16 protein-coding genes and 1 tRNA gene are annotated in these 14,091 nt (G+C 33.5%); 10 read left to right on the forward strand and 7 right to left on the reverse strand.

Features of this window, described 5'->3' with window-relative positions; all coding sequences use genetic code 11:
• Positions 1-13: 13 nt before the first annotated feature.
• On the reverse strand, positions 14-1,201 hold the full coding sequence (locus tag O5639_RS01370) for a glycosyl transferase (RefSeq protein ID WP_269624727.1): 1,188 nt from the start codon (positions 1,199-1,201) through the stop codon (positions 14-16).
• A gap of 72 nt (positions 1,202-1,273) precedes the next feature.
• Here O5639_RS01370 and O5639_RS01375 point away from each other — a divergent pair, with 72 nt between their 5' ends.
• The 4 genes from O5639_RS01375 to O5639_RS01390 all read left to right on the forward strand — a co-directional run bounded on the left by O5639_RS01375 (position 1,274) and on the right by O5639_RS01390 (position 5,343).
• Positions 1,274-3,025, forward strand: a complete 1,752-nt coding sequence (locus O5639_RS01375) for a sugar phosphorylase (protein WP_269624728.1) — start codon at positions 1,274-1,276, stop codon at positions 3,023-3,025.
• 4 nt (positions 3,026-3,029) lie between these two features.
• Entirely contained in the window at positions 3,030-3,836 is an 807-nt protein-coding gene (gene yedP, locus O5639_RS01380; RefSeq protein ID WP_269624729.1) for a mannosyl-3-phosphoglycerate phosphatase-related protein YedP, read from the forward strand.
• The gene (locus O5639_RS01385) at positions 3,826-4,830 is read left to right on the forward strand and encodes a uridine kinase (RefSeq protein ID WP_269624730.1); all 1,005 of its coding nucleotides are present in this window, start codon (positions 3,826-3,828) and stop codon (positions 4,828-4,830) included. The genes yedP and O5639_RS01385 overlap by 11 nt, the downstream gene beginning before the upstream one ends.
• A 135-nt stretch (positions 4,831-4,965) precedes the next feature.
• Positions 4,966-5,343 carry a GIY-YIG nuclease family protein gene (locus tag O5639_RS01390; protein WP_269624731.1) on the forward strand — a complete coding sequence of 126 codons (378 nt, stop codon included), beginning with the start codon at positions 4,966-4,968 and terminating at the stop codon, positions 5,341-5,343.
• 279 nt (positions 5,344-5,622) lie between these two features.
• Here the strand turns inward: O5639_RS01390 and O5639_RS01395 are convergent, their stop codons facing one another.
• Positions 5,623-5,904: a hypothetical protein gene (locus O5639_RS01395; RefSeq protein ID WP_269624732.1), complete on the reverse strand. Its 282-nt coding sequence runs from the start codon at positions 5,902-5,904 to the stop codon at positions 5,623-5,625.
• Between the two features lie 87 nt (positions 5,905-5,991).
• Between O5639_RS01395 and O5639_RS01400 the strand changes: the two genes are divergently transcribed.
• Positions 5,992-6,831 carry an undecaprenyl-diphosphate phosphatase gene (locus O5639_RS01400; protein WP_269624733.1) on the forward strand — a complete coding sequence of 280 codons (840 nt, stop codon included), beginning with the start codon at positions 5,992-5,994 and terminating at the stop codon, positions 6,829-6,831.
• 233 nt (positions 6,832-7,064) lie between these two features.
• On the opposite strand, the gene O5639_RS01405 is transcribed toward O5639_RS01400, so the two are convergent.
• The 5 genes from O5639_RS01405 to O5639_RS01425 form a co-directional block, all read right to left on the reverse strand.
• A tRNA-Pro gene (locus O5639_RS01405) sits at positions 7,065-7,138 on the reverse strand.
• Positions 7,139-7,146: 8 nt separating this feature from the next.
• On the reverse strand, positions 7,147-7,503 hold the full coding sequence (locus O5639_RS01410; protein ID WP_269624734.1) for a hypothetical protein: 357 nt from the start codon (positions 7,501-7,503) through the stop codon (positions 7,147-7,149).
• Positions 7,504-7,707: 204 nt separating this feature from the next.
• Complete coding sequence (msrA, locus tag O5639_RS01415) at positions 7,708-8,457, reverse strand: peptide-methionine (S)-S-oxide reductase MsrA (RefSeq protein ID WP_269624735.1); 750 nt, start codon at positions 8,455-8,457, stop codon at positions 7,708-7,710.
• A gap of 4 nt (positions 8,458-8,461) precedes the next feature.
• Complete coding sequence (locus tag O5639_RS01420) at positions 8,462-8,707, reverse strand: hypothetical protein (protein WP_269624736.1); 246 nt, start codon at positions 8,705-8,707, stop codon at positions 8,462-8,464.
• 90 nt (positions 8,708-8,797) lie between these two features.
• On the reverse strand, positions 8,798-10,549 hold the full coding sequence (locus O5639_RS01425) for an ABC transporter ATP-binding protein (RefSeq protein WP_269625500.1): 1,752 nt from the start codon (positions 10,547-10,549) through the stop codon (positions 8,798-8,800).
• 74 nt (positions 10,550-10,623) lie between these two features.
• On the opposite strand from O5639_RS01425, the gene O5639_RS01430 reads away from it, so the two are divergent.
• The 5 genes from O5639_RS01430 to O5639_RS01450 all read left to right on the forward strand — a co-directional run bounded on the left by O5639_RS01430 (position 10,624) and on the right by O5639_RS01450 (position 14,080).
• Positions 10,624-10,935, forward strand: coding sequence for a DUF3288 family protein (locus tag O5639_RS01430; RefSeq protein WP_269624737.1), 312 nt, complete (start codon positions 10,624-10,626; stop codon positions 10,933-10,935).
• A 111-nt stretch (positions 10,936-11,046) separates the two neighbouring features.
• Positions 11,047-12,084: an anthranilate phosphoribosyltransferase gene (trpD, locus tag O5639_RS01435; protein ID WP_269624738.1), complete on the forward strand. Its 1,038-nt coding sequence runs from the start codon at positions 11,047-11,049 to the stop codon at positions 12,082-12,084.
• A gap of 29 nt (positions 12,085-12,113) precedes the next feature.
• The gene (gene carA, locus O5639_RS01440; RefSeq protein WP_269624739.1) at positions 12,114-13,268 is read left to right on the forward strand and encodes a glutamine-hydrolyzing carbamoyl-phosphate synthase small subunit; all 1,155 of its coding nucleotides are present in this window, start codon (positions 12,114-12,116) and stop codon (positions 13,266-13,268) included.
• A 51-nt stretch (positions 13,269-13,319) separates the two neighbouring features.
• Positions 13,320-13,685 (forward strand): STAS domain-containing protein, encoded by a 366-nt coding sequence (locus O5639_RS01445; RefSeq protein WP_269625501.1) that lies wholly within the window; start codon positions 13,320-13,322, stop codon positions 13,683-13,685.
• Positions 13,682-14,080 carry a Mini-ribonuclease 3 gene (locus tag O5639_RS01450; protein ID WP_269624740.1) on the forward strand — a complete coding sequence of 133 codons (399 nt, stop codon included), beginning with the start codon at positions 13,682-13,684 and terminating at the stop codon, positions 14,078-14,080. Before O5639_RS01445 ends, O5639_RS01450 begins: the two co-directional genes overlap by 4 nt.
• The last annotated feature ends 11 nt before the right edge of the window (positions 14,081-14,091 follow it).

The following is a 14,091-nucleotide window of genomic DNA, read 5'->3' on the forward strand; positions in this document are numbered from 1 at the left end:
TCTTATAAGATTTTTATATGCATCCGGCCTTTTCTAAATCATCTTGCAATTTACTCTCACAGTCTAAAACCCTTGCCCAGCAAGGTAATTGCTGCTTTACAGGTGATTCAAGGAATTTATTGATTGCAGGTCTTAATAGTTTTCCAAAAGTATGAACTGCTAACTCTTCTTTATGTCGACTGTAGGGTAATTGATTTACTGAGGAATCTAAACTAAATTGTTTTACCCTATCTTCCCCTGCTCTTCTATACAAAACCTCCAAATTTGCTAATTGAGAACTAGTAAGTGTTCTTGCTTCATGCTCCATTAATCCTCTCAGAACACTTGATAATATTTCTGTTGACATTTTTTGTAAGCCCTCACTAGCTTTTGAACCTATTTCTTTGTGCTTATGGTCAAAAATCCCTAAATCAACTTGTGCGATTCTTGATATTCTTACATTTTTATAGACCTCTGAGAGAAGCCCTATCTCTAAGCCCCAATCGCATGGGATTCTTAAATTCATTGCTAAGTCTGTAGTAAATGCAAACTCCCCAGCTAATGGATATCTAAAAGACTGTAGATATTGGAGGAATGGGACGTTCCCGATTAATTGTTCCAAACTTGAGAGGAGTGGACCTACAAATAATCTTGTCGCTCTACCTTGTAGTGCATTTGTCTCAAGGGATAAACGGCTGTAAAAAGCTTTTACGTATGAAATCCCATTTGACTTTTCGAGTAAGGGGCTCAGCATTCTCGATGGATAATTAGAGTTGAATGTTCTGATGTCAGCATCAAAAAGTGCTACGACTTCAGAGCTTTTTGTCGCAACACCAACTCCTTGCCATACTGCCCAACCTTTGCCAGGAACACCTAAAAGATCCAGACCGTTCTTTTCCTGGTTTTTTAGTAATTCAATAACTCTTGGACTATTAGTCCATTGGACGTGAACTGGGAAGGGCATTTCTTTAAAGAAATCCCTTGCATTAGCTACCTCATCTTTATTACTTGCAGATAGGGCTATGACTAATTGGTTTAAATTTTTTAATTCTTTTAAAGTGCTTCTTATAAGTTTTAATGCTGGCCTACTGAACTCGTCGAATAGGCATGGAATTAGTATTGATGTTGGCCGTTTTAATAGGTCTTTGTTTAATTGAGATACTGGATCTTTTGCTAGTCCGTACTCATGAATAGTTGTGATTAAACCCTGCTGAAAGTCCATTCAAGAAAAAAGTTTTACAGATTCAATGTGGGAGCTACGATGAGGTAGAGAAGATTGTTTTCCTTTTAAAGAGTGTCTGAGCTGGATAGTGAATTAGATGAGTTGAGATTGTCTCTCAGAGAAATTTATCCTGAGCATACTGAACAAGAAATCAATTCAGTGTGGTCTCAATTGTTGCAGATTCTAGATCCATTTCGTGTTGTTCAAGACACCCATGAATTAAATAATGAATCAATTTGGGATTCTTCAAGTGTAGTTTTGATTACTTACCCAGATTCAATTTATAGGAAAGATGAATCAACTTTAAAAACATTAACTGAATTCGTAAAAAATAGATTAAGAGGCCTTTCTTCAGTCATACATGTTTTACCATTTCTTCCTTCTACAAGTGATGGAGGATTTGCTGTCTCTAATCATGAAAAAATTGAAGATACATTTGGAAATTGGAATGATTTAAAGGATTTATCAAGTAACCATAAAATAATGGCAGATCTTGTTTTAAATCATGTCTCTTCTTCTCATCCATGGGTTCATCAATTTATAAAATCAGAGGACCCTGGCTCGTCGTACATTGTTGCGCCTTCTGAGACTCATATTTGGGAGCAAGTGATAAGGCCTAGAAATTCATCTCTTTTCACTCAAATCAATACAGACAAGGGCTTTAGGAATGTTTGGACAACTTTTGGGCCAGATCAGATTGATGTTGAGTGGAGAAATCCATATGTTTTTTTAGAATTTTTGAAATTATTGGTTAGATATGTAACTAATGGAGCTGAATGGATTCGACTTGATGCAATTGCATTTATTTGGAAGGAGCCATATACGACGTGTTTGCATTTGGAGCCAGTTCATTTAATAGTCAAGCTTTTAAATAAATGCTTGAAGATTATTAAGCCAACCGCTGTATTAATTACCGAGACAAATGTTCCTGAGAAGGAAAATCTTTCTTATTTGATCGAAGGTAATGAAGCAAATCTCGCTTATAACTTTACTCTACCTCCTTTATTATTAGAGGCTATTTATACAGGTAAAACAGATTTACTGAATGATTGGTTATCTAATTGGAATGAGTTGCCAAAACATACATCTCTGCTTAATTTCACTTCTTCACACGATGGCATTGGGTTAAGAGCATTAGAAGGAATTATGGACGAGAAGAGAGTCCATAATCTCTTGGTAGAATCAGAGAAGCGAGGAGGATTAGTTAGTCATCGCCGCCTGTCGAATGGAGAAGACCAGCCATATGAATTAAACATTAGTTGGTGGAGTGCTATGACTCATAATGGATCTGATATTACTTTATTTCAATTTGAACGTTTTTTGCTCAGTCAGTTATTCACTTTATCTTTGAAAGGAGTTCCAGCTTTTTACCTTCCATCTATTTTAGCATCGCCTAATGATCTTGATTCTTTTAGAAAAACAGGGCAAAGAAGAGATTTAAATCGAGAGAAATTTGAGGCTAATAAATTACTTGAGGAACTTAAGAAATTTGATTCTCCATCCAGTAAAAATATTTCATATCTTACTCATATAGTTAAAGTTAGATCACGACTTAAAGCTTTTCATCCGGAGGAGAGTATGAAATGTATATCAACTAATATTGATAATTGTGTAATTATTCAAAGAGGTTTAGATGAAGAAAGTGTTTATGTCTTTTGTAATATGTCTAGCAAATGTATAAATATTTCTACATTAAACGAACTTGATTTTTCTGAATTTTCTTCGAATAAACGTTTGATGGATAATATTACAGGCTCCTATTTTAATACTGATACATTTAAGCTTAATCCATATCAAGTGGTTTGGTTCTCTTTAGTTGAATAGTCCCATGAAAAATAACTCTAAATATTGGATAGTTACAGATCTTGATGGAACATTAATGGACGATAGTTACGATATTTCTCCTGCAAAGAAAACATTGAATATGTTATCAGGAATGGCTATTCCTGTAATACCTTGTACAAGTAAAACAGCTTCTGAGGTTAGATATTTTAGAGATGAGAATGGATTAACAGATCCTTTTATTGTCGAGAATGGTGCGGCTATTTATGGGAACAATTTAAATAATTCTTCTGAGTGGGAATTGATCTTAGGTAAAAGTTATAAGGAATTGAGAATTACATTAATGAATATATCTAAAGAAGTTGGCTACCATTTAATTCCTTTGAATGATTTAAGTAAAAATCAAATATTTAGACTTACTGGTTTATCAGATCAAGGTATTATTAGAGCCTTAGATAGACAGTGGAGTGTTCCGTTCTTAAATCCTCCTGATGAAATCTTTGAAAAAGTAAAGCTTATTTGTGATTCTTATAATGTTCATGTTTTCAAGGGGAATCGGATGAGTCATTTACTCTCTAGTGAAAGTCATAAAGGACAAGCTGTTAATAAATTAAAGGTATATCTACAGAACAAAGATGTAAAGATTATTGCACTTGGCGATTCTCAAAATGATCTTCCTTTACTTGAATATGCAGATATATCTATTGTTATTCCTGGTAAGAATGGTCCAAATAAGTATCTACAGGACGGCATTGACAAAGGTTCTTTTAGATTAGCGAATGCGCCTCATGCAGAGGGGTGGTCAAATAGTGTTGAAGATGTTATTAAAAGCTTTGAGAATTATGCTAAATAAGCATTATGATATAAGCGATATTTTTCCAAAGGATATAAGGAATGATTTCCTTTTTCCTCTTGATACATATCGCTTATTTCTTGAAGGTTTATCGATTAACCCCTCACTTTTTTTTCATAAATGGTCTGATATTAATAGGCAATCAAATATTGATAAATATTGGAAACCAAATACAAAATCAGATTGGAAATGGTCATTAACATTTCCATTTTTTTCTGTCTTAGAAAATTATATTAATTGTATCAATAATCCAATAATAATAGGCTTTTCAGGCCTACCTGGTTCTGGTAAGTCTACTTTAGGATTTTGGATTGATAGTGTTGCAAAAGAATTATCTTTAGATATTAAAGTTATATCTTTGGATGATTTTTATTTGCCTGGACAAGAAATGGATATTGCTATTAATGGTAATCCATGGAATGTTCCTAGAGGCTTCCCTGGAAGTCATTCTTTAGATTTATTGCATCAATCACTAGACACCTTTTTAAATACTGGTGTTTTATGTAGCCCTACTTTTGATAAATCTTTAAGAGATGGGAGAGGAGATAGGTCCGGGTGGTGTGAATTAAAAACTAGAGTTTTAATTTTGGAGGGATGGTTTGTAGGCTGCGAACCAGTTTCAGATTTATTAAAAATTGATGAATTGGCTGAGGACGAATTTAACTTATCATTGACTCAGAGTGAAAAAGACTATCGTATTCTGATTCAAGAATCACTGCGTGAATATAGTAAAATATGGAAAAAATTTGAAAAGATTTGGCATCTTAAATCTTCTCAATTTAATAATACAATTTTATGGAAATCGCAGCAAGAAGATGAAATGATTAAATCAAAAGGATCAGGTTTGAAAGGCAATAATTTAACAGATTTTATACGCATGATACAAACTTCGATTCCGCAGAATTCTTTATCCTATATTAATTCAGATACCACTGTTGAAATCAATCAAAACCGTAGGATATATAAATTAATGACTAATGACTACCATTTTTAATACTCTTAGATTGTATTAAATATTATAGATTATATGATCTATTGTTTGTTTGTTTTATCTTTTGTTAAACTTTTATCTTTTATTCTTTTTATACACTATCATTAAAAACTATAAAAACTTACTCATGCCTATAAAATGGCTTCTTATGTTTATTTGATTCAAAATGGTGATTTATTCAATATTGGTATTACTAACAACCTTGAAAGAACAAGAATTGATTTAAGACCTGGTGAATTGGTTGCTTTTTTAATTACTGAAAAGCCAGAACCATTAATTAAGAACCTTAGGAAAATATATATAGATAACAGATTACCTGGCTCAGACTATTATCGACTTGCGAATTCTCAGGTTAAGGAATGCAGGTCTTTCCTAGAGGGAGATGGATCGAAAAATTATTTCCAACCTTTTCTCAAGGGTCCAAGCTTAATGATATTCTTTTTGTTTGCCTGGTTTATAGTAACTTATATTATTATTGAGCTTGCTGTAAATCCTGTACTAAATCGGTTTAGTTAACTCTTTGTTTTTGGTTTAATAGATTAATTATTAATAAAGAATGTTTGTGTCACTATTTTGATTTCCTTGTTAGATTGTATCCATAGAATTGAATTTAAGTAATTTGAATTTATCAAATTTTTTGATTTTTGTAGCATTACCTTTTGTTATCTCGGCTGTTTTTTTTGGCACTAAGAATGGATACTACAATAGTGATGACTATGAAGGAGATGGCTGCGCTCATGACGTACAGCGATGATTTTTCTCTATCTGATATTTTAAGTGACGTATGATTATCTTTTAATCACTTCGATTTTTAATGCATGTCCATTTGCTATCAAATTGCCAGACAGGTTTGTAGATATCATTCTCAATTTTTCTTCCAGCCTCCTTACACATCTTTTCGGAACCAAAAGGTATTGCAAATAATGATGGACTGGTGATACCGCTTACTTGTGGTTTCCCTCCAGGACCTTGTCTATAGCTACCAATTACTAACCAGTAATCTGCTTTGGCCTTTGTTTGGAATCCGCCTAAGGAAGCCAATGCAAGAATTAATGAGAATATAATTTTTTTTCTCATGATTTATTTTTATTTATGAAATCATATCTATACTAATTGAAAATTTATAGAAATTTATTGGGCTTGTGTTTTTATTATTTTTTAAATATGTCTGAAGAAATTATTCCGTTTATATTTATTTGCATTAAATCTTTTTTCTTAGGCATAGTCCAAGGTTTTACTGAGTTTCTTCCAATTAGTAGTACAGCTCATTTGATAGTAATACCTCATATTTTTGGATGGAATGATCCTGGGGTGTCTTTTTCTGCTTCTATACAATTAGGTAGCGCAGTAGCTATTATTTATTATTTTCGAAATCAACTTAGTTTAATTGTTGGTTCTTTTTTTTCAATTTTTAAACATCATAATGTTTTCAAAGATCATAATACAAGACTATCTACATACATCTTTATAGCTAGTATACCAATATTTGTTTTTGGTTCACTTATTAAATTATATTGGCCGAATTACGCTGATTCGAATTTCAGAAGTTTATTTTCCATAGCTATAATCTCTATTATTATGGCACTATTGCTAGCTCTTTCGGAAATCTATGGCAATAGAAAAAAGTTATTTAAGGACATTAATATTAGGGATGTTATACTGTTAGGCCTTGCACAAGCTTTAGCTATATTTCCTGGGGTTTCAAGATCTGGTATTACTATGTCATCAGCATTGTTTTCAGGTATCGAAAGAAAGACAGCAGCTAGACTTTCTTTTCTAGTTGGTATTCCGGCTATTTCAATTTCAGGACTTGTCGAATTAATTACAATATTTAGAACGTTATCTTTAATCGATATTCTACCTACAATCATTGGGATTATATCATCTTTCTTTTCTTCAATATTTGCTATTGATTTTTTTCTAAAGTTCTTAGCTAAAAATAATACTTTTGTTTTCGTGTATTATCGTTTAGCTTTTGGTGTTTTTATATTGTCGGCTTTATAAATATAAGTTTCCTATATTCGTTGGTTTATTATTGATTTATGATATGTATTTGCTTTGATGAGATTTTTATTTACTTTATTCATTGTTTCTTTTGGTGAAATTGACATCCCACCAGCTCTCTTTGCGTTAATTATTTTTTTAACTCTTTTTGTTTTTTTGGCAGTTCTGATTAGTACAGCGAAATTAATTCAATCTTTAGTCCACGACTCAGATTAGTAATACATTCGATTTTATCGGAACGGCGGGATTTGAACCCACGACCCCCACTACCCCAAAGTGGTGCGCTACCAAGCTGCGCTACGTCCCGTTTTTAAATTATAATAAGGTCTTGCGGATATTTTGAATTTTTGATGATTTCCATTTAATTCTTTTCTTTGATTTCTTAATTATTCGTCTAATGAGTGAATTCCTATTCTCATTAGAATATCCATGAATAGATAGTCTTTTAGCCATTAATCTTAACTCATAGATATTCATCTTTGAGAGTTTTAATTCAGCATCTTCTTCCCATGCATCTCCCTCATCCGGTAAAATAGATTTATGTTGCGATACTTCGATTGAATAGATTAACTCGGCAAAGTATTCAGGAATAATTACAATTAAAATTGCAAGAATATTGTATAAGTTTATCCTGGCTCTTTCTATGTTTTTTTCTAATTTATTATTTTTCATATTTTAAAAGAAATATAATCCAAGTAATATATATTTCTCTTCAGCTTGGATAAGTATATTCAGTATTTAACGAGCTATCCATCCATTGAATTGTTTTTTCTTGTTCAATCTTCTCAGATTTGAAACTAAATGCTAAAAAGAATACTAACAACAACGTAGCTAATATTATAAGCAAAACTATTCTATCTGGTAATTGATCATTCATTATAAATTAGATTTAATCGGTGTATTCTCGCCTCTAAGAATACAATGACTTATGTCCCAATTATAGTTAGTCCAAATTTCCTCATTTAGCTTAAAGTTTGCGCCACTAAAGTCTTTAAACTTTACCTTTGTTGGCATCGCAGAGCAATATGGTCTGCTATCAGGTTTTGCTAAATATTGTTGATGATAATCCTCAGCAAAATAGAACTTAATATCATTTTGAATCTCTGTAGTAATTTCTCCAAAGCCATTATTTTGTAGCTCTTTTTGGTAGCTATTTTTGCTTTGTATTGCTTTACTTAGCTGATCTTTGCTTGTCGTATAAATGGCAGATCTATATTGGCTTCCACTATCGTTACCCTGACGATTGCCCTGTGTTGGATCATGGCATTCCCAAAATAACTTTAGTAAGTCGCTTAAATCAATTTTATTATTATTCCAAACAACTCTTACGACTTCACTATGACCTGTTAGGCCAGAACATACTTCTCTATAGTTTGGGTTGTCCTTCTGACCGCCAGCATATCCCACGGCAGTATTAACAACTCCTGGCAACCTCCAGAAACCTTTCTCTGCTCCCCAAAAGCAGCCACATCCAAAAAATATTTCTTGCTCATTCTCTTTTGGTTTTGCGCTTAGATCAATTTTTAATATTGTATGAAGCACTTTCTTCTTTAGCTTTTCTGTACTTTTATCAGAATATAGCTTATCAATTATTATTGTTAAATAGTCACTTATCTTTTTAATCATAACTTTAATTTATAGTTTCTATTTTTATATGATTTATTAGTGTAGTAACAAATGCAAATAACAAGAAAGGGAGGCTTAATACAAGGATTAAACCAACACCTAAAAGAGCGAAAATTGGTCTTGATGAGCCCATTAATGCAAGACCTGCAGCAAGACTTACAAAAATCACACCCATCCATGCAAGGATTTGAATGTAAATATCGCCAAATGCTAGATCGCAAATAAGTTTATATTTTGTTAATTCGCTCATGATTTCATAATTATCTTAATGAACATAATTGTTTTTCTATCTTATATCTAATTAAGTTCGAATTGATTAAAAAACTTTAATAAGTAATGATTAATCATCTGATTGAAGTTGCTCTTTAGCTTTTTCTCTCTCCCACATGCTTTTATATAAACCATCTTTCTTAATTAAGAATTGATGAGTTCCCTCTTGTACAATTTTTCCATCACTCATTACTAATATTCGATCACACGCAGCAGCAGCTGATAGTTGATGACTAATCATTAATACCGTTTTACTATATTGGTTTTTTATCGTTTGAAGTATTGCCGAAGCTGTTTTATTGTCCACACTTGCTAAAGCATCATCAAGAACAATTATTTTTGAATCTACAAGTAATGCTCTACTTAGAGCTGTTCGTTGTCTTTGTCCACCGCTAAGTGTTATGCCTCTTTCACCTACAAGTGTTTTCAGACCATCTGGAAAACCTTTTATGTCATCTGTCATTCGCGCTTCATAGGCTGATTGCTGGACTTTATCTAAGGAGGCTTCTGGATTTCCGTATTTTATATTTTCAGAAAGTGTTTCTGTAAAAAGATATCCCTCTTGAGGCACTAGCGCGATATGGCTTCTTAATTGTTTTAGCTTTATTTCCAGAACATCATTCTCATCTAAAAACAATGTTCCTTCCTCGATTTTAATCATCCTTCCAAGAGCTCTTGCCAATGTTGTTTTACCGCAACCTACAGGGCCTACTAAAGCAACTATTTCTCCTGGATTTATTATGAATGAAATTTCATCAAGTATTTTTCTAGGAGAATCTTCATACTTTATTGAGAGGTTTCTTGCTTCTAACTTTCCTGAAATAGGTTTAGTTATATTTATAGTCTTGTCTTTATCTTTGATTGTTGGTTCATGATTTAGTAGCTCTTCTACTCTCTCTAAACTTACTTGGCCTAATTGAAAAGTATTAAGTGTGAATCCTAGTAAGGCTGTTGGGAAAACTAGTCTTTCTACATAAAGAATTAAAGCTACTAATCCTCCCACTGTAAGACTTCCACTGCTGAGTTGCCCACTACCTATTGCAATAAGAAGAAGCAAAGAGATTGAGGATAAACCTTGAAGTAATGGAAATAAAGTACTTGCAGTTCTTGCAAGGTTAATTGCAGCGTCTCTGTATTTAATATTTAATTTCGCGAATGCTTTTTGTTCAGCTTGTTCTTGACCATAAATCTTAATGGCGCTAATACCAGATAAATCTTCTTGGATTAATTCACTTAATTCTGATAATGCCTGTTGCTGCCGCTTTCTTTGTTTAACCATTCTTCCCCCAAACAAACCAACGGTGCCAAGTAAAACTGGATAGACGGATATGGCAAAAAAGGTTAAAAGTGGATCGATTGACAGCATCGCTGGCAATGTAAATGTGTATGCCAATAATGTGTTTGTAAGACTAAGGACAGTGAAACCAAGCAATCTTCGAATGTTTTCTAAATCGCTAGTAGCTCTTGTTATTACTTCTCCAGTCCCTATGGTTTGAACCCATCCGGGATCTTGTTCCAACATGCGATCAAATAATTTTTGTCTTAATGAAACTTCTACTTGTCTACCGACACCAAATACGAGTTGCCGAGATATCAACCTTGCTCCCCCCATCACTGTTGCCAAGAGTATTAACCATGTCGACTTATTTATGACGTATGAAAATGTAAATCCTTCCTTTAGATCATCAACGATACTTCTAACTTCCATTGGAATTGCAACACTTAAAATATTTACAAAAATTAGACAGAATGCACCAATTATTAGCTCCTTCTTGTGTGGTCTTAGGTAGTTTTTTATTAGATCTAGTCTTAATGCAGCCATTCTTTTATTAATATGCACACTAACCTAGGCAATATAAGCCCATGGACGTGAGTAAAATCCAATTTAACTAATTTATGAACGAGGCTCAAAATCACCCACTGTATTCAACAGATAGAGAAAATCTTGATCGTTTATGTGCCATAGATTCGCCAACTTCTAACAATTTTGTTGAACTAGCTAGATTAATAATTCGCTATCAAGATTTTAAAGGTGCTGAAGATCTTAATTCTGACATGGAAAAATTATTAAAAAAATGGAGCATTAATCGTGAGAAATTAGAGGCAATAACAAGAAAACTTTGGTCAGAGGGATTTCGTCCTACAAGTCATTCAAGTCCTGAAAACGTTGGTTCTGGGTTTGATACGTCCGATTCCTCTGAAGCTTAATGTTAGGAAATTATTTTTTTATTTAAACAACTTATATAGTTGATATATTAATGATTAAGTTATGAACAATATTCTGCTGGGAATGCTTAGCATTCAGCCACTTTCTGATAAATGACCCCATTAAATCCTATATCTTTTTCAGTAATCCTTGAATCACTTCTTTCAGCCAATGATTTAACTGAAGAGCAATCTAATTTTTTAATGAATTCATGGCTTGAAGATAAAATTGAACCAGTTCAAACGGGGGCATTATTAGCGGCATTTAGAGCAAAGGGTGTTTCAGGTGATGAGCTTTCTGCAATGGCAAAAATCCTTCAAGATGCCTCGATTACACCATCGGATTTGCCACCTTTTGACTTGGTTGATACATGTGGTACTGGTGGAGATGGAGCTAACACATTCAATATTTCTACAGCAGTTGCTTTTGTCTCAGCTGCATTAGGAGTGAAAATTGCTAAACATGGTAATCGTAGTGCAAGTGGGAAGGTTGGATCAGCTGATGTGTTAGAAAAATTAGGATTACCTTTAAATGTTCCTTCCGAAAAAATTGTTCAAGCTTTAAAGAATTTGGGCATTACATTTCTTTTTGCTCCTTCTTGGCATCCTTCATTGGTAAACCTTGCTCCTTTAAGAAAAAGCTTAGGAGTTAGAACCATTTTTAATTTGCTTGGTCCATTAGTTAACCCACTTAGACCAAAGTCTCAAGTATTGGGAGTAGCAAAAGCTGATTTACTTGATTCAATATCAGTAGCTTTAAAAGGAATGGGGCTTAAAAGAGCTGTAGTGGTTCATGGTGCGGGTGGTCTTGATGAGGCTTCTTTGGCTGGTCCTAATCAATTTCGGTTCTTAGATAAAGGTGTCATTAGATCTGAAATTATTAAACCCAGTGATCTTGGACTTACTGAAATCTCTAATGAATGTTTGAAAGGTGATGATTTGAAAAAAAACTCTCTAATTTTAATGTCTTTACTTAAAGGAGAAGGAAATAAATATCACAAAGAAGTCGTAGCATTAAATACCGCTCTTGTTTTATGGGTATCTGGAGCTGAGGATGATTTGTATTTAGGTGTCAAACGATCATTAGATTGTTTGAATACAGATAAATCATGGCTCCTTTTCAAGCAGTTAAGAGATTTTTTAGCCACCTAATTCTTTTAACCTGATAAACCGTATTTCTTATGTTTTTTGATACTGATTGCTCTGCAATATTGTTATTAGAAGATGGGACCTATTTTGAAGGATTGTCTTTTGGTTCAGTAGGGACTGTTTCTGGAGAAGTCGTATTTAATACTGGTATGACAGGATATCAGGAAGTCATAACTGACCCAAGTTATTACGGACAGTTAATTACTTTTACCTACCCAGAAATTGGAAATACTGGATTCAATTCTGAGGATAATGAATCATCAAATCCTTCAGTTAAAGGAGTAATAGCTCGTCAAATATCTAAAACTTCAAGTAACTGGAGACATGAAATTTCGTTTGAAAAATGGTTAAAGGATGAAAATGTTGTTGGAATTCATGGAATAGATACAAGAGCACTTGTTAGACATATAAGAGAATCTGGGTCTCTGAATGGAGTTATTTCATCAGAGTCAAACTATTCAATTGCTGATTTATTTTCACTTTTAGAAGAATCTCCTTCAATGAGTGGTCTCAATCTTGTTGATAAAGTAACAACTAAAAGCTCTTTTAAAGTTAATTCAAGTTGTCCTGTTTTATTTGATAAGAGAATTAAAAATATTCAAAGAATTCCATACAAAGTTGTCGCTATAGATTTTGGTATAAAGAAATCGATATTAGATCGATTAGTCGCTCATGGTTGTGAAGTAACTGTTTTGCCTGCAAATGCTGAAATATCAGATGTTTTAGCTTTATCCCCTGAAGGTGTTTTCCTTTCCAATGGACCTGGCGATCCATCCACAGTTGAGAGTGGTATTAACCTTGCTAAAAATTTAATTGAATACAAAAAAATACCTGTTTTTGGAATTTGCTTAGGTCATCAGATCCTTGGATTGGCTTTGGGTGGAAAAACATTTAAACTTTCTTACGGGCACAGAGGATTAAATCATCCATGTGGATTGAATGGAAAAGTTGAAATTACCAGTCAAAATCATGGTTTCGCTTTGAATTCAGATTCTCTTAATACCGACAAAGTAAAAATTACACGATTTAATTTAAATGACCAAACAGTTGCAGCTATTTCAGTAATTGATATGCCTTTCTTTGGGGTTCAATATCACCCTGAGGCAAGCCCAGGCCCTCACGATGCTGATCATCATTTTAATCATTTCGTAACCTTAATCGAAGAACGGAGAAGAATCGTGGATTAATTTGGTTTCTATCACTACACTTCCATCATGAAGACATAGGGGACTAATTCCATAGCTGAATTACAACGACTTACTGTTTCTCTTAGAGGTGGTTTTAACCAGCAAAATGGTTGTTTGGTGATAAATTTCACTGGTCAACTAGATGCCTATTCGGAGAAGCAATTCACTACATATATCAATGAAGTTTTAGCTTCTAATCAACTTTCAGTCGTTATTGATTTATCTAATATCGATTTCATTGATTCTTGTGGCCTAGGTGCAATGGTTCAAGCTGTTAAAAAATGCACTCAATCCAAAAGAGCATTTAATGTTGTTGGCAATCCTAGAGTTGTTCAAACAATTAAACTAGTTCGCTTAGAGGAATACCTACACCTTGCACCAGATCTAAATACAGCAATTGCTAAATTGTCAGCTTGACTGATTGGATTCGCTCTTACAAATCAACCATCTCTCCAGATGGCTTAGGTCCTTTGCAATTAGCTTGGCTTGGTGATTCTGTATGGGAAATGCATCAAAGGTTGAGATATTGCACTAGTCCAATGCGATCAAAGGATTTGCATAATGCTGTTGTTAATGAGGTGAATGCATCCAGTCAAGCTAGAGCAATCCGAAAAATCGAACCTTTTTTAACTGATGTTGAAAAGGATTTCCTCAGAAAAGGTAGAAACAAAGCAGGGAGAGGCCCTAAAAATGTAGATGCAGCCACATATGCAATTGCTACAGGATTTGAGACTATTGTTGGATGGTTGTTTTTGAAAAATCCAAATCGGCTTGCTGATTTATTCGATCTTCTTGATCGACCCATTAACTAGACAATAGTTCT

This window comes from Prochlorococcus marinus str. MIT 1214, assembly GCF_027359355.1.
Taxonomy (GTDB): Bacteria; Cyanobacteriota; Cyanobacteriia; order PCC-6307; family Cyanobiaceae; genus Prochlorococcus_B; species Prochlorococcus_B marinus_F.

What these genes read in the sequence shown, in the direction of transcription:
- O5639_RS01395 (WP_269624732.1), bottom strand. Translation starts at nt 5,904, where the DNA reads ATGAGAAAAAAAATTATATTCTCATTAATTCTTGCATTGGCTTCCTTA.
- trpD (WP_269624738.1), top strand. Translation starts at nt 11,047, where the DNA reads ATGACCCCATTAAATCCTATATCTTTTTCAGTAATCCTTGAATCACTT.
- carA (WP_269624739.1), top strand. Translation starts at nt 12,114, where the DNA reads ATGTTTTTTGATACTGATTGCTCTGCAATATTGTTATTAGAAGATGGG.
- O5639_RS01430 (WP_269624737.1), top strand. Translation starts at nt 10,624, where the DNA reads ATGAACGAGGCTCAAAATCACCCACTGTATTCAACAGATAGAGAAAAT.
- O5639_RS01390 (WP_269624731.1), top strand. Translation starts at nt 4,966, where the DNA reads ATGGCTTCTTATGTTTATTTGATTCAAAATGGTGATTTATTCAATATT.
- yedP (WP_269624729.1), top strand. Translation starts at nt 3,030, where the DNA reads ATGAAAAATAACTCTAAATATTGGATAGTTACAGATCTTGATGGAACA.
- O5639_RS01370 (WP_269624727.1), bottom strand. Translation starts at nt 1,201, where the DNA reads ATGGACTTTCAGCAGGGTTTAATCACAACTATTCATGAGTACGGACTA.
- O5639_RS01420 (WP_269624736.1), bottom strand. Translation starts at nt 8,707, where the DNA reads ATGAGCGAATTAACAAAATATAAACTTATTTGCGATCTAGCATTTGGC.
- O5639_RS01425 (WP_269625500.1), bottom strand. Translation starts at nt 10,549, where the DNA reads ATGGCTGCATTAAGACTAGATCTAATAAAAAACTACCTAAGACCACAC.
- msrA (WP_269624735.1), bottom strand. Translation starts at nt 8,457, where the DNA reads ATGATTAAAAAGATAAGTGACTATTTAACAATAATAATTGATAAGCTA.
- O5639_RS01400 (WP_269624733.1), top strand. Translation starts at nt 5,992, where the DNA reads ATGTCTGAAGAAATTATTCCGTTTATATTTATTTGCATTAAATCTTTT.
- O5639_RS01410 (WP_269624734.1), bottom strand. Translation starts at nt 7,503, where the DNA reads ATGAAAAATAATAAATTAGAAAAAAACATAGAAAGAGCCAGGATAAAC.
- O5639_RS01385 (WP_269624730.1), top strand. Translation starts at nt 3,826, where the DNA reads ATGCTAAATAAGCATTATGATATAAGCGATATTTTTCCAAAGGATATA.